This is a genomic window from Tistrella mobilis KA081020-065 (assembly GCF_000264455.2).
GTDB lineage: Bacteria > Pseudomonadota > Alphaproteobacteria > Tistrellales > Tistrellaceae > Tistrella > Tistrella mobilis.
The window spans coordinates 1,632,258-1,649,413 of record NC_017956.1 but is presented as its reverse complement, the minus strand read 5'-3'; the positions used below and the strand labels follow the sequence as shown (position 1 = coordinate 1,649,413).

Genomic DNA, 17,156 nt, shown 5'->3' with positions numbered 1-17,156 from the left:
CTCACCGTATCAGATAGAGCGCGGGATAGAGGAAGACCCAGATCACATCCACCAGATGCCAGTAGAGGCCCGCGACCTCCACCACCACCGCCCGTTCCGGCAGCTGCAGGCGGCCGAGGCCGATCCTGAGGGCAAGGCCCGCAAGCAGCACCACGCCGATGCTGACATGGATCGCGTGCAGTCCGGTCGCGATCATGTAGAGGTTCATGAACAGCCGGTCGACCGGGCCCGACAGGCTGCCCGACACCCCCCTGAACGGCAGCAGCCCTTCCTCTGCCTCCATTCCCCATTCCATGCCCTTGACGCCCAGGAACAGAAGCCCGGTCAAAGCCGCGCCCAGAAGCAGCATCCAGCCGAGCCGCACCCGCCCGGCCCGCGCCGCCCGCACGGCCACGGCGACCGCCAGACTGGAGGTCAGCAGAATGGCGGTATTGGCGGCCCCGATGAACAGATGCAGGCGCTTTGAGGCTTCCACCACCTCGTGCGGGTGCAGGCCGCGAACCACATAGATCGCCGCGAACAGCCCGCCGAACAGCATGATCTCGGTGCCGAGGAAGACGAACATGCCCATCAGATCGGCGGTGCGCTGCTGCACGGGCCGGGCATAGGGGTCGTGCAGCCGGACGTTCTCAGCCATGTTTCGACCCCTTCATCTCCACCTCATAGCCGTCATAGGGGCCTTCCGAGACCACGGGCGGCGGGTAGAAATTGTGCTTGGGCGGCGGCGAGGCGACCGTCCATTCCAGCCCGGTCACGCCCCAGGGGTTGGGGCCCGCGGGCCGGCCATAGCGCAGCGACCAGAACAGATAGGCGAAGGGCATGACATAGGCGACCGCCAGGATCGAGGCGCCGGTGGTCGACATGATGTGCAGCACCTGAAAGGCCGGGTCATAGCTGTGGTAGCGCCGCGGCATGCCCAGATAGCCCAGGATGAATTGCGGGAAGAAGGTGAGGTTGAACCCCAGGAAGATGAACACGGCCGACAGCGTGCCCCAGAGCCGGGGATAGATCCGGCCGCTGATCTTGGGCCACCAGAAATGCAGGGCGCCGAAATAGGCCGAGACCGTGCCGCCGACCATGATGTAGTGGAAATGCGCCACGACGAAATAAGTGTCGTGGAGATGGACGTCGATCGCCAGCATGGCCAGGATCAACCCGGTCAATCCGCCCAGAACGAACAGGCCGATGAAGCCGGCCGCAAAGAAGAAGGGCGGGTCGAGCGCGATATGGCCTTTGTAGAGCGTCGCCGTCCAGTTGTAGACCTTGATCGCCGACGGCACCGCGACCACGATGCTGAGGAAGGAAAACACCGCGCTTGCATACATCGACTGTCCGGCCACGAACATGTGATGGCCCCAGACCAGAAAGCCGATGATCGCGATCGCCATGGACGATCCCGCCACGAACCAGTAGCCGAAGACCGGCTTGCGCGCGGTGGCCGCGACCAGCTCGCTCACCACTCCCATGGCCGGCAGCACCATGATGTAGACCGCCGGGTGGCTGTAGAACCAGAACAGGTGCTGGAACAGCAGCGGGTCGCCCCCCAGCGCCGGATCGAACACCCCCAGCCCGAACAGCCGTTCGGCTGCGATCAGCACCAGGGCGATCGACAGCACCGGCGTCGCCAGCACCAGGATGATCGACGTCGCATAATGCGACCAGACGAACAGCCTGAGCCGCCCCCAGGTCATGCCCGGCGCCCGCAGCTTGTGGACGGTGACGATGAAATTGAGCCCGGTCAGAATCGAGGAAAAGCCGACGATGAACACCGCCACCGCCACCAGCACGACATTGCCGTTGGCGAACATCGACGACAGCGGCGTGTAGAAGGTCCAGCCGGTATCGACCCCGCCGGTGATCAGCACCACCAGCGTGAACAGCCCGCCCAGCATGTAGATGTACCAGCTGATCAGGTTCAGCCGCGGGAAAGCCAGGTCGCGCGCGCCGATCATCAACGGCAGCAGGAAATTGCCGAAGGTGTTGGGAATGGACGGGATCAGGAAGAACCAGACCATGATCACGCCGTGCAGCGTGAAGGCCCGGTTATAGCCCTCATTGCTCAGGAGATCGCCCTCGGGCGTCAGCAGATCGGCGCGGACCAGGGCCGCGGCCGCCCCGCCCACGAAAAAGAACAGGGTGACCGAGATCATGTAGAGGATCGCGATCCGCTTGTGATCAGTGGTGAACAGCCACGAGCGCAGCGTATGCCCCGCCCCCAGATAGCTTGCCCGTTCGGTCGCGGTGGTCGCGGTCATGGTCCGTCCTTCCAGCCCTGGCGCCGCAGCGACTTGATATAGGCCACCAGCTTCATCACCTGCTCCTCGTCCAGCAGGTTGCGGAAGGTCGGCATGATGCGCGGATAGCCGGCAGCGATCTCGGATTGCGGCAGCAGGATCGAGTCGCGGATATAGCGGTCGTCGGCGGTGATCACCCGGCCGTCATCCAGCGGTACGGGGCTGCCATAGAGCCCGTCGAGCGGCGGCGCATGAACCGTCGAACCCGACCCGTGGCAGCCGCTGCAGCCCAGCGTGCGGAACAGCTGCGCCCCCTGTTCGGCAAGGGAGGGGTCAAGATCCGACTCTGCCAGCCAGCGGGCATAATCGGCCGGGCGCATCACCACCAGCCGGCCGCCCATGGTGGAATGATCGGTGCCGCAGAATTCGGCGCAGGTCAGCCGATAGGTTCCGGGGCGGTCGGCGGTGAACCACAGGCTGGTATAGCGCCCCGGCACCACATCGCGCTTCAGGCGGAGCGCCGGCACATAAAGGCTGTGGATCACGTCCTGCGATGCCATGTTGAGCCGCACCGGCGTCCCCGCCGGCACGTGCAGCTCGTCGATCTCTCGCTGACCGCCCGGATGCTGGACCTTCCACATCCACTGCTTGGCCACCAGGTTGATTTCCAGCGCGTCGTCAGGGGGCTCGTAGAGGTCGATATAGCTGCTGGTCGACCAGACATAGAAGATCAGGATCAGAAGGAAGGGGATCAGCGCCCAAGAGGTCTCCAGCCAGACATTCCGGTCGGGGGCATGGCGGCGGTCGACCTTGCGGCCGCGGCGATAGCGGATGGCGAACACCACCAGCAGCAGGAAGACCGGCACCGACAGGGCCGCGATCAACAGGCTGAAGGCCAGGGCCAGCCGGTCGATTTCGGCCGCATGGGCCGATGCCTCGGTGATCCAGGGGGCAAGGGAGGCGGTCATGAGCGCGGCCCCCCGCTCCGCCGGCGCCGTTCGCGCAGCACCGCAAGGCCGATCAGCCCCGCCCCCGCCAGAACCGTGGCGCTGCCGCCGATCCTGAGCGCCCACGAGACCAGCGAGCCATAGCGGCCGGTCTTCGGATCATAGTGATAGCAGAGCAGCAGCAGCTGATCGCCCCAGTCGCCGAGCCGCCCCTCCCCGGCCTCGGTCAGGGCCAGCGACAGATCGGTCGGTTCCGGCGCCACACCATAAAGCCAGCGGGCCAGACGACCATCGGCCGTCAGCACCGCCACGGCGGCGACATGGGCGTATTGCCCGATACTCTCGTCCCAGGCATAGCGGAAGCCCAGCGCATCGGTCACGGTCCGGATCTGGGCGGCCTGGCCGGTCACGGCCGCCATGGCGCCATGGCCGAGATCCGGGAAGCCCTGCGTCAGCTCGTCCAGGCTGGCGCGGGCAGTTTCCGGCCCCTCACGCGGGTCGATGCCGAAGGCGACCACCGCGAAGTCCCGGCCGGCCGTGTAGTCCTGCGCCTGCATGGCGCGGGCCAGGCCGGCCATGGTCACGCCGCAGATGTTCGGGCAGTCGTGCAGCACCGGCGCCAGCAGGATCGGCCGGCCGCCGCCCAGCTCGCCCAGAGTGACGCGCGCACCGGTCTGGTCGCGGAAGGCCAGATCCAGCGGCACCCTCGCCCCGGGCTTCGGATCGATACCCGCCCGGTCGAAGGGGTCGAAGGGGGCCTGGGCGCCGGCCGGCAGGGCGGCGAGGATCAGGGTCAGCAGAATGGCGGCAAGGCGGATCATGGCGTCGCCCCTTCCCCCTGCCCCTGGTCTGGCGCGGGGTGAGCGGGATGGGTGGGATGGGCGGGCCAGCCGCGGGCCGCCAGAATCTGCATCGCCCGGTCGATCGGGATATGCGCCCGCCGGCCGGGGCCGTCGATCCAGCGATAGCCCTGAAGCTTTGCCGCGGCCGCGGCTTCCACCGCCGCGCGTTCGCGGCGCGGATCGACCTGAAGACGCGGTCCGGCGGGGCCCGGTCGGGTATCGCCGATCGCCTGCGGCTGTTCCGGCCCCACCCCGGGGGTCAGCAGCACCACCAGCCCGGCCACCAGCGCCGCCGAGAGTGCAATCCCGGCGAAGAGCCCGATCACGGCACGCACCACGCCGCGGGCGGGTACGTCCTGTGGCTCGAAGCCCTGGTCGTCCCGGCGGTTACGGTGGGTGGCGGTCATGGTCGGTCCTCCCGGCTGCGCCGCGCACGGAGCCGCGCGGCCCGTTCCAGCAGCGCCGGCAGCGACAGCCCCGCCAGCAGGCCCAGACCTCCAAGGCTCAGTCCCGTAACCACAAAGATCGACGTCGCCGGCGCCCCCGCCCGTCCCGCCGTGACCGGCAGCACCAGCCAGGCCATTTCCAGCATCCGGCCGACCAGCACTGCGATCGCAAGCCCGGTCAGCCGGCGCCGATGGTGGCGGACCGGCGGGAACAGAAGCAGAAGGGCGGGCACGAAGCTCAACGCCGCGACCAGCCAGATGGCCACCGTCCAGATCCCGTCCGCGCGATGCTCATACCAGAGCACGCTGTCGGGCAGATCATCGGACCAGCTGATGAAGTACTGCATGAAGGCGAAATAGATCCAGAGCAGCAGGGCCGAGAGCAGCAGCCCGCCCAGAATGCCCGGCCGCGCCGCGCCGCCGCCCCTGCGCAACCGGATCAGGATCGCCACCGCCAGTGCCGAGGCGGCCTGGATCGACAGCACATAGAGCCCGAAACCCGACGGAATGGAATCCCGGCTCCAGCGACATCAGCCAGTCGACCGCGAACATGGTGTGCAGCAGGGTGACGAGGATCAGCCCGCCGGCCGGTATGGCGACCGGCCGGCGCCGGGCAAGCAGCAGCAGGGCCGCAAAGCCGGCCACCACCGCCAGAAAGATCACCGTCCGCAGGGAGAAGAACCAGGGGGTGAGATAGAGGGTGCGGAAACCGGTCCGCTCGGGCCCCGACACCCAGGGATAGACCGCACCGGGCATGATCAGCAGCGGCAGGGCGGCAAGCACCATCAGCGGCGACAGCAGCAGCATCGCCTCTCCCGGCCCGCTCAATTCCTGGCGCCAGCTGCCTGGGATGATCCGGATCATCATGACCAGCACCAGCGCACCCAGCGGCAGCCCCGACCAGAAGGCCGAGGCCGCGAGCCAGCCGGCCAGCACCGCCGGCTCTGCGATCATCCAGCCGAGGGAGGCGAGGATCAGGGCCAGGGCCAGCATCCAGAGGCCGCGGATCCGGCCTCCGGCCGCGCGGGTCGTGTTGGGGGCGGGGGTGGTGTTGGGAGCAGGGGTCATGGCGCCCCCTCCGCCAGACGGGCCATATCCTGGTCGTCCAGCAGTCCGGCCGGCGCATCCTGGCTGAGTTGCAGCGCCCGGATATAGGCCGCGATCGCCCACCGATCGGCAGGGGTAACCCGGTCGGCATAGGAAAACATCACCCCATGGCCCCGGGTAATGACGTCGACGATATGGCTGTCGGGCGCCCCCCACAGCCGGGCGATATGAAAGCTCGGCGGCTCGGGGAAGCCGCGCGCCGGCACGATACCCCGGCCATAGCCGGCCTGGTCGTGGCAGGGGGTGCAGTAGATTTCGTACCGCTCCCGGCCGCGGGCGAGCAGCTCCATGCTCATCTCCGGCCGGGTGTTCAGGGCCGCAAGCGGCACCTCGTCGCCTCGCGCCATGGTACCGGCCGGCAGCGCCTGGCGGGATTTGCCGTCGGCGAACAACCCGCTCGGCTCGTAGGAATCATAGCGCGGCTGGTAGCTCATCTCGTCGCACGAGGGCAGAAGGGCAAGCGCGGCCGCCAACAGGACCAGACGTTTCATTCCGGCGCCTCCCCCTGCAGCACATCCTCGATGCCGATCGGCGACAGCGCCTCCAGCGCAGCCCGGGTGGCTGCCGGGTCGAAGCGGTCGTCATCGGCATAGACCACCAGAAAGAACCGGTCGGTGCTGGCCATGTGGAAGGCGGGCACGTCGAACAGCGGATGATGCAGCCGCGGCAGGCGGTTGAGCAGCAGCATGGCGCCGATCCCCGCCAGCACCGCAAACAGCACCATCAGCTCGAACGTGATCAGCATGAAGGCCGGGTTCGAGATCAGCGGCCGGCCGCCGATATCGATCACATAGTCGAGATTGGTATAGACCTGCATGCCATAGCCCGTAGCGGCCCCCAGCACGCCGCCGGCAAAGGTGGCCCAGGCGATACGGTTGTCCCGGAAGTCCAGCATCTCGGCCAGCCCCTCGATCGGGAACGGGGTATGGGCCTCCATCCGCCGATAGCCCTGGTCGCGCAGGCGGCGGATGCCGTCCTTCAGCCGGTCGGGATCGTCGAACTGTGCGATCATGCCGAAGACATTGCCGGCGGGGGCGGGTTCACGCATCCCGGCGCGCCTCCTTTTCTTCCAGCGCAGCCTCGTTCACCTCGAAGGCCGAAATCACCGGCAGGGCGCGGACGAACAGCAGGAAGGGCACCAGGAAGACGCCGAGCATGCCGGCGAACAGGGCCCATTCCCAGAAACTCGCGTGGTATTCGCCCCAGGACGAGACCAGCCAGTCGCGATAGAGCGAGCTGACCAGCAGCATGTAGCGCTCGAACCACATGCCGATCGCGACCGACAGGCCGATCAGGAACAGCGCGGTCGGGCTGCTGCGCAGGCGGCGGAACCAGAGCAGCTGCAGCGGCACGAAATTGCCGATCACAGCGCCCCAATAGCTCCAGGCATAGGCGCCGGTCAGCCGGTCGGTCAGGGTGCGGATTTCGTGTTCGCGGCCGGAATAGAGCACGTCGAACACTTCGGCACAGTAGCCATAGGCGGTCATCATGCCGGTCGCGAGCAGCAGCTTGCCCAGCAGGTCCAGATGCCGCGGCCGGACCAGATTGCCGAGCCCGAGCGCATGGCGCAGCACCACGGCGATCATCGAGACCACGGCAAAGCCCGAAAAGGCCGCGCCCAGCACGAAATAGGGCGGGAAGACCGTGGAGGCCCAGCCGGGGATCGGCCCTGCGGCAAAGAGCAGCGAGATTTCGGAATGGACCGACACCACCAGCGGCACCGCGATGGCGGCGGTCAGCCGATAGGCCTGCCGCCAGCGTGCCCAATGCCGGGCGGAGCCCCGCCAGCCCAGCGCCAGCAGGCCGTAGAACACCTGCTGGCGGCGCTTGCGCGCCCGGTCGCGGGTGGCGGCGAGATCGGGCACGATGCCGATATACCAGAAGGCGACCGAGACCGTCAGATAGGTCAGTACCGCGAAGAAATCCCAGGCCAACGGGCTCTTGAACTGCGGCCAGACCTCCATGGTGTTGGGATAGGGAAAGACCCAGTAGAACCGCCAGGGCCGGCCCAGATGCAGGATCGGGTAAAGCCCGGCGCAGATCACCGCGAACAGGGTCATCGCTTCGGCGAAGCGGTTCAGCGAATTGCGCCAATGAGCGTTGAGCAACAGCAGCAGGGCCGAGATCAGGGTGCCGGCATGGCCGATGCCCAGGAACCAGACATAGTTCGCAATGGCGAGGCCCCAGTTGACCGGGATGTTGTTGCCCCAGACCCCGACCCCGTAAAGAAACAGCACCCCCGCCGCCGCCAGGAAGGTGGCGAAGAGCAGCAGCGCCACGCCGAAGCAGATCCACCAGGCCCGTGGCGCCGGATAGTGCAGCGGGATGCCGGTGACCTCCGCTGTCACCGCCGCATAGGGGCCGCGGGCGCCGCCGGTCACGTCGCTCATCCCGCACCCTCCCCCTCGCTGCCCTCCCTGCTCTCACCCGGCCCCGTCTCACCAGGATCCTCTATCCGGGCCAGATAGGTGGTGCGGGGCCAGGTATTGGCCTCTTCCAGCAGGGCGTAGTTGCGGGGTCCGGTCTTCTGCCGGGTCACCTCGGCATCGGGGTCGGCGATGTTGCCGAAGGTGATCGCCCGGGTGGGGCAGGCCTGTTGGCAGGCGGTCACCACCTCGCCATCGCCGATCGGCCGGCCGTCGATCTTGGCCTTGATCCGGGCATCGCTGATCCGCTGGACGCAATAGGTGCACTTCTCCATCACGCCGCGGTCGCGCACCGTGACGTCGGGATTGCGCATCGCCCTCAGCTCTTCCGGATCGTCGCCGGTATAGTCGAACCAGTTGAACCGCCTGACCTTGTAGGGGCAGAAGGACGAGCAGGTACGGGTGCCGATGCAGCGGTTGTAGACCTGGACGTTCAGCCCCTCGGAACTGTGCACCGTGGCATTGACCGGGCAGCCCATCTCGCAGGGTGCCTGTTCGCAATGCATGCAGGGGACGGGCTGGAAATAGGCGCGCGGCTCCGCGGGGTCGCCCTCGTAGTAGTGGTCGACCCGCAGCCAATGCATCTCCCGGCCTTCGGCGACGAGATCCTCGCCCACCATGGCGACGTTGTTTTCGGCCACACAGGCGACCACGCAGGCATTGCAGCCGATGCACAGGTCCAGATCGATCGCCATCGCCCAGGACGGCCCGTCGCCGCTCTCCCGCACGGGATAGAAAGTCGGCGCCCGGGCCCGTTCCGCTTCGGCCGCCTTCGGTCCCGGTGTTGCGCGATGGTGGGAAATGTCCTGCGCATCGGGCGGCACGGTGCGGACGAAATCGAACCCGTCCATCGCCTGATGGGCCTGGGTGGTCGCGATCCGCCGGCCGGCGCCCGTCGCCTGAAGCCGGGCCTCTTCCACATGCCAGATTTCGCCATGTGGACGGATGGCAAAGGCATCATAGCCGATGCCCTGCCCCACCCTGCCGGCCTTGCGCCGGCCATAGCCGAAGGTGACCGACACCGTATCGGCCTCCTGCCCTGGCGTGATCCAGACGGGGCCCTGCAGGCTGCGGCCCGCGGCGGACAGCGTCACCACATCGCCGCCCTTCAGCCCGCGTGCCGCGGCAAGTGCCGGGCTGATCCCGATCACATTGGTCCAGGTCACCTTGTTCGCGGGCTTCGGCGTCTCCTGCAGCCAGGCATTGTCGGCGAAGCGGCCGTCCCAGATGGTGGGTCGGGGCCGAAGACCACGCTCAGCCCGTCGACCACCGGTTCATCCGCCACCACCGGCGGGTCGATCACGGCATCGGGCCTCACCTCCGGTGCCGCCGTGCCCTCGACCAGACCGGCGAGCAAGGCCGCCCGCCAGCGATCTTCGAAGGCCACGCCCCAGCGCTGCCGCCAGGTCTCCATCACCCAGGCGCGCTCCGGCGGCTCGGCACCGCCGGGCAGGATGCCGGTCAACCCGGCCAGCACCCGGTGCCGGCCACGCACATCGTGGAAGGGCCGCACCAGCGGCTGGATGATGCTGACGGTGCCGTCCACCGCCCGGGCATCGCTCCAGCTTTCCAGCTCGTGGGCCAGCGGCAGATGCCAGCCGGCGATGGCGGCGGTCTCGTCGACATGCAGCCCGGCATGGATGATCGTGCCCACCTGCGCCGCCGCCTCGCCGAAGCCGCTGCCGGCCGGGGCGGCATAGGCCGGATTGGCCCCCAGAACCGCCAGCGCCGTCACTCGCCCGGCGGCCATGTCCGCCACCAGCCGGTCGAAGGATTCAGGCCCATCGGGCGGCAGGGCCGCAATCGGTTCGGTGAAGCGTAACGTCTGCCCCAGGGCCCCCGTCCGGGCATTGACCAGAAAGGCCAGGGCCTGCACCTCCGCCGGGTGGCGGGGCCCCACTGTGAACAGCCCGCTCGGGCCCGCGGCGGCAAGCGCCCGGGCCGCACGCATCGCCCAGCCCTTTTCCCGGGCGGTCAGCGCCGGCCCGGTCGCCGGCACCTCGCCCACACCCAGTTCTGCGGCGATGGTCACCGCCAGACGGCCGATCCGCCGCGCCGGCGTCACCAGCCGGGCATCGGCCCGGGTGCCGGTCAGCGAGGGCACGGGTTCTGCCACCATCAGCCGGCTGTCGCCGGCCCCGGTCTGAAAGTCCCGCCGCCGCTCCGCCCAGCGCCGTGCCGTCACGATCTGGTGCGGCCCGGGCCCCAGCAGGTCGTCATCCAGCGCCACGACCACCTCTGCCGCCTCCAGTGCCGGCTGGCGGTCGAGCGGCCGGCCGAAAGCAAGCGCCGCCGCCCGGCGCGGGCCATCCTCGGCCAGCGGCTCGAACACATGCCAGCGCGCGCCGGGCCAGCGCGCCTGCATCGCCCCGATCTGCCGGGCCAGTGTCGGGGACGTGACGGTCCCGGTCAGCAGGCGGAAGCCCTGCCCGCCGGTCCCGTCCAGCAGTGAAACGAGGCGCGCCAGCGCGCGGTCGACCTCTGCCCAGGTTACCGGCCGCCCGTCCCGCAACGGCGCAGCCGACCGGTCGGGATCGTAGAGGTCGAGCAGGGCGGCCTGCAGAAACGGATCGGTGCCGCCGCGGGTCGCCGGATGGTCGGGATTGCCCTCCAGCTTCACCGGCCGGCCGACATGGGTCTTGCCCAGCACCGGCTGGGCATAACCGCACAGCGTCACCGCCGTCGCGTACCAGCGCGGCTCACCCGGCACCATGAATTCGGGCGCATTCACATAGGGCAGCGCCGCCTCGTCGCTCTCACCCTCGCAGCCGGTGAAGCCGGCAAGGGCCAGCGAGGCGGCCATGGCCTTCAGAACCGATCGGCGGTCCACCTCGGGCATCAGCCGGGCGAAACCGGGAAACTCCGTCGCCACCGCCTCGCGGAAGCCGGGGGCCGCGGTCAGTTCGTCCAGGCTGCGCCAGAACACGCGGCCGGTCTTGCCGTGCAGCTGCCCCCTCAGCCGGGCCGCCGCATCCGTCGCCTCCGTTTTCGGGGCGTCACCGGTGGCAGACATCGCAATCGTCGAGCTTCGCAGGCTCGATGCCATAGACCTTGATCATCATCTCGCCATACAGGGCATGGCGTTCGGGGTGGGCGTCCCATTCGGACCAGTCCATCCGGGTCACCTGATCGGGCGGTCTCAACCGCGGGGCGGGATCGCGGTGACAGTCCAGGCACCAGCGCATCTGGAAGGGCTCGGCCCGTGCGGTCAGCGGCATCCGGTCGATCCGGCCATGGCAGGTGACGCAGGGCACCCCCCGGTCGATATGGATGGCGTGGTTGAAATAGACGTAATCGGGCAGCCGTGCGACGCGCTGCCAGGCGATCGGCCGGCCCGTGGCCAGGCTGTCGCGCACAGGCGCCAGCACCGGCGCACCGGTCCAGAGTTGGGAATGGCAGGTCATGCAGACATGGGTCGGCGGCAGATCGGCATGTTCGCTGGTCTCCACGGCCGTGTGGCAATAGCGACAGTCGATCCCCAGCCCACCGACATGATGTTCGTGGCTGAACGGTACCGGCTGGTCCCGGACCCAGCCGATCAGCGTCGCATAGCTCGACTCCATGTATCCCCCGATGAACAGAACGGCGCCGACGGCGGCAAGGGCGACCAGAAGCAGCGCGGCCCTGAGCCGTGTATCGGCCGATTTGGTGAAAATCTGCGGCATTGCGCCCCTGCCCTCTTCGTCCGGCGGCAGCCTTGCCCCCTGCTGCCGAACAAGTGGTTGCAGTCTCGAAAGCCCCGAGCTGCCGATCGGTTCCGTATCAATCTGTCCCGGAACAGGAAAGCGGACGGCCGGTTGCCGATGCGTCTGCCCCAACCAAACCACCGGAGCCGCCGACGTGCTCTCGCTCTTCCAGCTTCTCGCCAGCCTGTTGACCGTCACCGCCGTCTTCGCCTGGCTGAACCACCGCATTTTCCGCCTGCCCGCAAACATCGGCCTGCTGGTGATGGGGCTGGGCGCCTCGCTGCTGCTGATCGCGATCGAGCTGCTCTTCCCGCAAACCCATCTCTATGGCGCGCTGACGCAGGGGCTCCGTCAGATCGATTTCTACGAAGCGGTGATGCACGGCATGCTGGCCTTCCTGCTGTTCGCAGGTGCGCTGCATGTCGACCTGGGCCGGCTGCGCCGGCGGGCACCGGTGGTGGGGGTGCTGGCGACGGTCGGTGTCGGTATCTCGACGCTGATCATCGCGGGCGGGTTGTGGGCCGGTGCGGCGGCGCTCGGCATCGACATCGCCTTCGCCTGGGCCCTGGTCTTCGGTGCGCTGATCGCCCCGACCGACCCGGTGGCGGTGCTCTCCACCCTCAAGGCCGTCGACGTGCCCGAAGCGCTCGAGACCGACATGACCGGCGAGGCCCTGTTCAACGACGGCATCGCCGTGGTGCTGTTCACCATCACACTCGAAGCCGCGACCGGCCCGTCGGAGGATTTCGGTCTCTCCCACATCCTCCGGCTGCTGGTGGTGGAAGCGGGCGGCGGGGCAGTACTCGGTCTCGCCACCGGTTTCCTGGCCTTTCGGGCGCTCAGGGCCATCGACGACTATTCGATCGAGGTGATGATCTCGCTGGCGCTCGTCACCGGCACCTACGCCCTCGCCGACATGCTGCAGATGAGCGGCCCGATTTCGGTGGTGGTGGCCGGCGTGCTGATCGGCAATCACGGCGCCGCCGATGCCATGAGCGCCCAGACCCGCCGCTATGTCTTCGGCTTCTGGACGCTGGTCGACGACACCCTCAACGCGGTGCTGTTCCTGCTGATCGGGCTGGAAGTGCTGGTGCTGGGCTTCGACCCCGACCTCGCCTGGATCGGGCTGGTCGCGATCCCGCTGGCCCTGCTGGCCCGCTTCGCCTCGGTCGGCCTGCCGGTCGCGGTGCTGGCGCATTGGAAAAGCTTCGCCCGCGGCACCGTCCCGGTGCTGACCTGGGGCGGGGTGCGGGGCGGGATTTCGGTCGCCCTCGCCCTCTCGCTCCCCGCCTCGCCCGACCGGCCGGTAATCCTGGTCGCGGCCTATGCGGTGGTGCTGTTCACCATCGTCGTCCAGGGGCTCAGCCTGGACCGGGTGGTCCGCCGCACCGCCTTGCCGGACGACGCGACGGCCCCGGGGCCGGATCAGCCCGACCCCCCGGCATCCGGCAAGGCATAGGCCACCAGATAGTCGCCGAGGCGGGTTCGCAGCCCGCCATGGCCACCGGCCGCGATCACCACATACTGGCGGCCATCATCGCCCATATAGGTCATCGGCGTCGCCTGACCGCCGGCCGGCAGCCGCGCCTCCCATAGTTTTTCGCCGGTTCGCTCGTCGAAGGCGCGCAGATACTGATCGGTGGTGGCCCCGATGAAGATCAGCCCGCTGGCGGCTGCCGTATTGCCGCCGATATTGAACACGCCGGTCGGCAGCGGCAGGTTGACATGCGTGCCGAAGGGGCCGGTATCGCGCGTGGTCCCCAGCGGCCGCTGCCACAGGATCTGACGGCTGCGAAGGTCGATCGCCACCAGCTTGCCCCAGGGCGGCGCATGACAGGGCGCCTGGAACAGGCCGAGCCAGGGCTTCACCACCGCCGCATAGGGCGTGCCGTATTGCGGCCCGACCGCGAATGCAGCCGGCTTCGGATAGGGCTGGCCGCTGTCCCATCCGGCCCAGGGTTCCATCAGCCCCTCGGCGATGGCCTGATCCTGCGGCATCGGACGCACGGTGAAGGGGATGTAGCTGGCATTGGCGATCAGCACCTGACGGGTGGGGTCGATCGTCGCCCCCTGCCAGTCCACCACGCCGTCGAAGGCGGGATAGGAAATGTCGCCACCCAGGGTCGGCAGGGTGAACCGCCCGTCATAGCGCAGCCGGCGGAAATCGATCCGGCAGAGCAGACGATGCGCTGTCGACAGGGCGTGCCCGCGGGTGCTTCGTAATAGGCGACACCCCGGCAGGCCAGATATTCATTGGCAGCGGTATCCGCCTCGGGGTCGAAGCGCCAGCGCTCCTGGCCCGTCTCGGGGTCGAGCGCAATCACCTGGCGGTGTGGCGTGCAGAAATAGAGCCCGTCGCCAACGCACCACCACCAGAGCCCCGGTCGCCGCCAGGCCGATGCCGGCGATGGCATAGTACCACACCCCGCCGAGCAGGATCAGCCAGCCGCCAAGCCCGATGAACACAAGGCCCAGCAGGATGACGAGCACCCCGGTCACGCCGGTCCAGGACGGTCTGAGCGATTGCAGCCTCATCGGGGATCCCCTCTTTCTGCGGCAGGTTCAATTCCTGCAACGGGGGCGTCCGGCGACTGTTCCGGCCGGGGCGCGTCGGAACCCATACGCCCGCCTTCCGTTGCCCCCGTACCTGGTCCGCATCACGGGAGGCGTCCGATGATCCCCACCTGGCTCCATATCCTCGCCATCCTGTCGATCGCCACCGGCCTGCTGGTCGCGATCGCCATTGCCGTCGACGAGTGGCGCCACCCCCAGCACATGTGGATCATGAATGTCGTCTGGCCGGTGACGGCGCTGTTCGGCAGTTTCCTGTCGCTCTGGGCCTATCGCCGCTATGGCCGGCTGGCCACGCGAGACCGCGCCATGGCCGCGATGAAGCGGAACGAAGACCCGCCCCATCGCCGCGAGACCCCGTTTCCGGCCATGGTCGGCAAGGGGGCGGCCCATTGCGGCAGCGGCTGCGCCCTGGGCGATCTCGCCGCCGAATGGCTGGCGGTGGCGGCGCCGGTGGTCGCCACCTGGTTCGGCTGGCAGACCCTTTTCGCCGAGAAGATGTTCGCGGTCTGGATCCTCGACTTCCTGTTCGCCTTCGTTCTGGGCGTGGCCTTCCAGTATTTCACCATCAAGCCGATGCGTCAGCTTGGTGTGGTTCAGGGGCTGATCCAGGCGGTGAAGGCCGATGCCGCCTCGCTCACCGCCTGGCAGGTCGGCATGTACGGCTTCATGGCGCTCGCCCAGTTCCTGATCTTCCGGCAGTGGCTGGGCACAAAGCTGGAAGTCGCGACACCGGAATTCTGGTTCATGATGCAGATCGCAATGCTGGCGGGTTTCACAACTGCCTATCCGATCAACTGGTGGCTGCTGTCGCGGGGCATCAAGGAACGGATGTAGGCTGTCGGATCGATCAGGCGGCGACCAGGGCCTCGATCGCGGCCACCGCATCGGCGACGCCGTTCTCTGCCGTCATCGCTGCAGCCAGTACCTCTGCCCGCGCGCGCATCTCGGGCCGGCCGGCGGCGGCGATGGCGGTGTCCAGGCTGTCCGCGTCCAGCCGGGCGACCTCCACCGGCGGCGGCGCCACGCCGGCCCGGCGCAGACGGTCGGCCCAGAAGGCATTGTCGACGGCAAACGGCACCACCACAGACGGCACGCCGGCCCGCGCCGCCGAATGGCTGGTCCCGGCGCCGCCATGATGGATCACCACCGACATCCGCGGAAACAGTCGGTCGTGGGGAGCCTCGCCGATGACGAACACGCTCTCGGGCAGATCACCGGGGTCGACACCGCTCCAGCCCGGGCTGAACACGATGCGGTGGCGTCCGGCCAGCCGTGACACCTCGCGGGTCAGCAACCGCGGATCCATGCCCGCCATGCTGCCGAAGCCGATATAGACAGGTGGCGGCCCCGCCGACAGAAACGCCTCGAGCGCCGGCGGCGGCGTCCAGGCCGCTGCCGGCCGGACCCATTGCCCGCAGACCCGCGCCGTGACCGGCCAGTCTCCCGGCCGGGGCACCAGGCCCGGCGAAATGCCGTAGAGCATCGGATGATCCCGCCAGGCGTGGAGCCGGGGCGGCAGACCGCAGACCCTGCGACGGGCGGCATTGGTGCTCTCGGCGAGGCCTCGCCAGAACCGCTCGTTGACCAGCCTGTGGCTCAGGCGGTTGAACGGCCTGAACACGCGCCCGGGCCGGATGAAGGGCGACGGAAAGGCCGAGGTCGGCGACAGCGGAATGGTCCCGAGGCCGATGGCCGGCACTTTCAGGCATTCCGCCACCGAAAACCCGACAAAGGCGGCAAGGGCCGAGGGCAGGATGGCGTCGCTGCCGGCCGCAGCCGCCAGAACCTGCCGCATCCAGCCTTCGACCAGCGGGTTCACCACTTTTGCCGCTGCGCGCGCCGTGCCATCCACACCGTCGGGATCGCCGACCAGGTCAGACAGCACTTCCCCAGGCTGCAGATCCTGGCGGATGTCGCCCGAAAGCCCGGTCGCCGGCACGCCCAGCGCATAGGCGCTGCTCAGCGTGGACGCATCGGCAAGCAGCCGCACCCGATGACCGGCATCCATCAGCCCACGCGCCAGCACGGCCAACGGGCGGGTATCGCCCTCGGTGCCGTAGGTGACGATGGTGAACTTCATCGGGGGATGCCTTCGCGGGGTGCGTGGCGAATCCGGGTGACGCCCGGGCTTCGTCGCCGTATATAAATGCACGTCGTATACTTTTGTAAAGATCGGAACCGAGCAGGAGCCGGAAATGACCCGGACCCGGAGATGACAGCCGGCAACACGGTTTCAGACCGGACGATGGCCCCGGACGAGACGCTGCACCCGGACGAGACAATGGGACGGAGGGAGCGCAAGCGCCGGCAGATGCTGGACCATCTGGCCCTGACCGCGCAGCGCCTGTTCGCCGCGGCGGGCTATGATGCCGTCACGATGGAGCAGATCGCCGCCGAAGCCGGCGTCGCCAAGCGCACGCTCTACAACCATTTCCCCACCAAGGAAGCGGTGCTGGCGCATTGGATGGACCAGGAATTCGCGCGCGAACGGGCGAAGCTTCGGGCCGGCTTTTACGGGCGCGATGGCGTGGCCGCGCGCCTCTTCTGGGTGCTCGACAGTTCAGCGGCCTGGTGCGAGGCCCACCCGGGCTATATGGCGACCTATATCCGACACCGCTTCACCATTTTTGCTCAGGACGGCGCTGCACGCCCCCCCTGCACCGAGAGCGACATCACCCATGTCTGGCGCGAGCTGGTCGAAGCGGGCCAGGCCGCTGGAGAGCTGACCGGCACCCTCTCCGCCGACCATCTGGCCAATGGGCTGCACCATCTCTATTTCGGCGCCATCATGCGCTGGCTCACCGAGCCCGGCCTGTCCCTCCGCGACGAATTCGCGGTCGTGGTACGGCTGTTCATGGAGGGGGCCCGCCCCCTTCGAAGGGGCGGCTGAATCC

The 17,156-nt window shown here is 68.4% G+C and carries 19 protein-coding genes; 3 read left to right on the top strand and 16 right to left on the bottom strand.

Annotation, left to right across the window (positions count from 1 at the left end):
- Position 1 precedes the first annotated feature (1 nt).
- The 13 genes from TMO_RS07445 to TMO_RS07390 are packed head-to-tail and all read right to left on the bottom strand — an operon-like array spanning position 2 to position 11,667.
- Complete coding sequence (locus tag TMO_RS07445) at positions 2–637, bottom strand: cytochrome c oxidase subunit 3 (protein WP_014744998.1); 636 nt, start codon at positions 635–637, stop codon at positions 2–4.
- Positions 630–2,255 carry a cbb3-type cytochrome c oxidase subunit I gene (locus TMO_RS07440; protein WP_014744997.1) on the bottom strand — a complete coding sequence of 542 codons (1,626 nt, stop codon included), beginning with the start codon at positions 2,253–2,255 and terminating at the stop codon, positions 630–632. The genes TMO_RS07445 and TMO_RS07440 overlap by 8 nt, the downstream gene beginning before the upstream one ends.
- A complete protein-coding gene (gene coxB / locus TMO_RS07435; RefSeq protein WP_014744996.1) occupies positions 2,252–3,202 on the bottom strand; it encodes a cytochrome c oxidase subunit II in 951 nt (316 codons plus the stop codon). The genes TMO_RS07440 and coxB overlap by 4 nt, the downstream gene beginning before the upstream one ends.
- Positions 3,199–4,002, bottom strand: coding sequence for an SCO family protein (locus tag TMO_RS07430; protein WP_014744995.1), 804 nt, complete (start codon positions 4,000–4,002; stop codon positions 3,199–3,201). Before TMO_RS07430 ends, coxB begins: the two co-directional genes overlap by 4 nt.
- Positions 3,999–4,430, bottom strand: a complete 432-nt coding sequence (locus TMO_RS07425) for a hypothetical protein (RefSeq protein WP_014744994.1) — start codon at positions 4,428–4,430, stop codon at positions 3,999–4,001. Before TMO_RS07425 ends, TMO_RS07430 begins: the two co-directional genes overlap by 4 nt.
- The gene (locus TMO_RS07420; RefSeq protein WP_014744993.1) at positions 4,427–4,816 is read right to left on the bottom strand and encodes a hypothetical protein; all 390 of its coding nucleotides are present in this window, start codon (positions 4,814–4,816) and stop codon (positions 4,427–4,429) included. Before TMO_RS07420 ends, TMO_RS07425 begins: the two co-directional genes overlap by 4 nt.
- A complete protein-coding gene (locus TMO_RS31630) occupies positions 4,788–5,537 on the bottom strand; it encodes a hypothetical protein (RefSeq protein WP_014744992.1) in 750 nt (249 codons plus the stop codon). Before TMO_RS31630 ends, TMO_RS07420 begins: the two co-directional genes overlap by 29 nt.
- On the bottom strand, positions 5,534–6,067 hold the full coding sequence (locus TMO_RS07410) for a c-type cytochrome (RefSeq protein WP_014744991.1): 534 nt from the start codon (positions 6,065–6,067) through the stop codon (positions 5,534–5,536). The genes TMO_RS31630 and TMO_RS07410 overlap by 4 nt, the downstream gene beginning before the upstream one ends.
- A complete protein-coding gene (locus TMO_RS07405; protein WP_014744990.1) occupies positions 6,064–6,624 on the bottom strand; it encodes a DUF3341 domain-containing protein in 561 nt (186 codons plus the stop codon). The genes TMO_RS07410 and TMO_RS07405 overlap by 4 nt, the downstream gene beginning before the upstream one ends.
- Positions 6,617–7,966, bottom strand: a complete 1,350-nt coding sequence (gene nrfD, locus TMO_RS07400) for an NrfD/PsrC family molybdoenzyme membrane anchor subunit (protein ID WP_014744989.1) — start codon at positions 7,964–7,966, stop codon at positions 6,617–6,619. The genes TMO_RS07405 and nrfD overlap by 8 nt, the downstream gene beginning before the upstream one ends.
- Positions 7,963–9,168, bottom strand: a complete 1,206-nt coding sequence (locus TMO_RS32095) for a 4Fe-4S dicluster domain-containing protein (RefSeq protein ID WP_014744988.1) — start codon at positions 9,166–9,168, stop codon at positions 7,963–7,965. Before TMO_RS32095 ends, nrfD begins: the two co-directional genes overlap by 4 nt.
- Positions 9,165–11,015: a TAT-variant-translocated molybdopterin oxidoreductase gene (locus TMO_RS32090; protein ID WP_014744987.1), complete on the bottom strand. Its 1,851-nt coding sequence runs from the start codon at positions 11,013–11,015 to the stop codon at positions 9,165–9,167. Before TMO_RS32090 ends, TMO_RS32095 begins: the two co-directional genes overlap by 4 nt.
- Positions 10,999–11,667 (bottom strand): cytochrome c3 family protein, encoded by a 669-nt coding sequence (locus TMO_RS07390; protein ID WP_014744986.1) that lies wholly within the window; start codon positions 11,665–11,667, stop codon positions 10,999–11,001. Before TMO_RS07390 ends, TMO_RS32090 begins: the two co-directional genes overlap by 17 nt.
- A 175-nt stretch (positions 11,668–11,842) precedes the next feature.
- Between TMO_RS07390 and TMO_RS07385 the strand changes: the two genes are divergently transcribed.
- The gene (locus TMO_RS07385; RefSeq protein WP_014744985.1) at positions 11,843–13,147 is read left to right on the top strand and encodes a cation:proton antiporter; all 1,305 of its coding nucleotides are present in this window, start codon (positions 11,843–11,845) and stop codon (positions 13,145–13,147) included.
- On the opposite strand, the gene TMO_RS07380 is transcribed toward TMO_RS07385, so the two are convergent.
- A complete protein-coding gene (locus tag TMO_RS07380) occupies positions 13,114–13,770 on the bottom strand; it encodes a PQQ-binding-like beta-propeller repeat protein (RefSeq protein WP_014744984.1) in 657 nt (218 codons plus the stop codon). The genes TMO_RS07385 and TMO_RS07380 overlap by 34 nt on opposite strands.
- On the bottom strand, positions 13,725–14,102 hold the full coding sequence (locus TMO_RS32905) for a PQQ-binding-like beta-propeller repeat protein (RefSeq protein ID WP_081598810.1): 378 nt from the start codon (positions 14,100–14,102) through the stop codon (positions 13,725–13,727). Before TMO_RS32905 ends, TMO_RS07380 begins: the two co-directional genes overlap by 46 nt.
- Before the next feature lie 259 nt (positions 14,103–14,361).
- On the opposite strand from TMO_RS32905, the gene TMO_RS07375 reads away from it, so the two are divergent.
- Positions 14,362–15,096 (top strand): DUF4396 domain-containing protein, encoded by a 735-nt coding sequence (locus tag TMO_RS07375; RefSeq protein WP_014744982.1) that lies wholly within the window; start codon positions 14,362–14,364, stop codon positions 15,094–15,096.
- Between the two features lie 13 nt (positions 15,097–15,109).
- On the opposite strand, the gene TMO_RS07370 is transcribed toward TMO_RS07375, so the two are convergent.
- A complete protein-coding gene (locus TMO_RS07370) occupies positions 15,110–16,342 on the bottom strand; it encodes a glycosyltransferase (protein WP_014744981.1) in 1,233 nt (410 codons plus the stop codon).
- 132 nt (positions 16,343–16,474) lie between these two features.
- Between TMO_RS07370 and TMO_RS07365 the strand changes: the two genes are divergently transcribed.
- Positions 16,475–17,152, top strand: coding sequence for a TetR/AcrR family transcriptional regulator (locus TMO_RS07365; protein WP_014744980.1), 678 nt, complete (start codon positions 16,475–16,477; stop codon positions 17,150–17,152).
- Positions 17,153–17,156 lie beyond the last annotated feature (4 nt).

Bases quoted from the DNA above. Each gene is read 5' to 3' on its own strand.
- TMO_RS07445 (WP_014744998.1), bottom strand. From the start codon at position 637: ATGGCTGAGAACGTCCGGCTGCACGACCCCTATGCCCGGCCCGTGCAG.
- TMO_RS07440 (WP_014744997.1), bottom strand. From the start codon at position 2,255: ATGACCGCGACCACCGCGACCGAACGGGCAAGCTATCTGGGGGCGGGG.
- coxB (WP_014744996.1), bottom strand. From the start codon at position 3,202: ATGACCGCCTCCCTTGCCCCCTGGATCACCGAGGCATCGGCCCATGCG.
- TMO_RS07430 (WP_014744995.1), bottom strand. From the start codon at position 4,002: ATGATCCGCCTTGCCGCCATTCTGCTGACCCTGATCCTCGCCGCCCTG.
- TMO_RS07425 (WP_014744994.1), bottom strand. From the start codon at position 4,430: ATGACCGCCACCCACCGTAACCGCCGGGACGACCAGGGCTTCGAGCCA.
- TMO_RS07420 (WP_014744993.1), bottom strand. From the start codon at position 4,816: ATGCAGTACTTCATCAGCTGGTCCGATGATCTGCCCGACAGCGTGCTC.
- TMO_RS31630 (WP_014744992.1), bottom strand. From the start codon at position 5,537: ATGACCCCTGCTCCCAACACCACCCCCGCCCCCAACACGACCCGCGCG.
- TMO_RS07410 (WP_014744991.1), bottom strand. From the start codon at position 6,067: ATGAAACGTCTGGTCCTGTTGGCGGCCGCGCTTGCCCTTCTGCCCTCG.
- TMO_RS07405 (WP_014744990.1), bottom strand. From the start codon at position 6,624: ATGCGTGAACCCGCCCCCGCCGGCAATGTCTTCGGCATGATCGCACAG.
- nrfD (WP_014744989.1), bottom strand. From the start codon at position 7,966: ATGAGCGACGTGACCGGCGGCGCCCGCGGCCCCTATGCGGCGGTGACA.
- TMO_RS32090 (WP_014744987.1), bottom strand. From the start codon at position 11,015: ATGTCTGCCACCGGTGACGCCCCGAAAACGGAGGCGACGGATGCGGCG.
- TMO_RS07390 (WP_014744986.1), bottom strand. From the start codon at position 11,667: ATGCCGCAGATTTTCACCAAATCGGCCGATACACGGCTCAGGGCCGCG.
- TMO_RS32905 (WP_081598810.1), bottom strand. From the start codon at position 14,102: ATGCCATCGCCGGCATCGGCCTGGCGGCGACCGGGGCTCTGGTGGTGG.
- TMO_RS07375 (WP_014744982.1), top strand. From the start codon at position 14,362: ATGATCCCCACCTGGCTCCATATCCTCGCCATCCTGTCGATCGCCACC.
- TMO_RS07370 (WP_014744981.1), bottom strand. From the start codon at position 16,342: ATGAAGTTCACCATCGTCACCTACGGCACCGAGGGCGATACCCGCCCG.
- TMO_RS07365 (WP_014744980.1), top strand. From the start codon at position 16,475: ATGACAGCCGGCAACACGGTTTCAGACCGGACGATGGCCCCGGACGAG.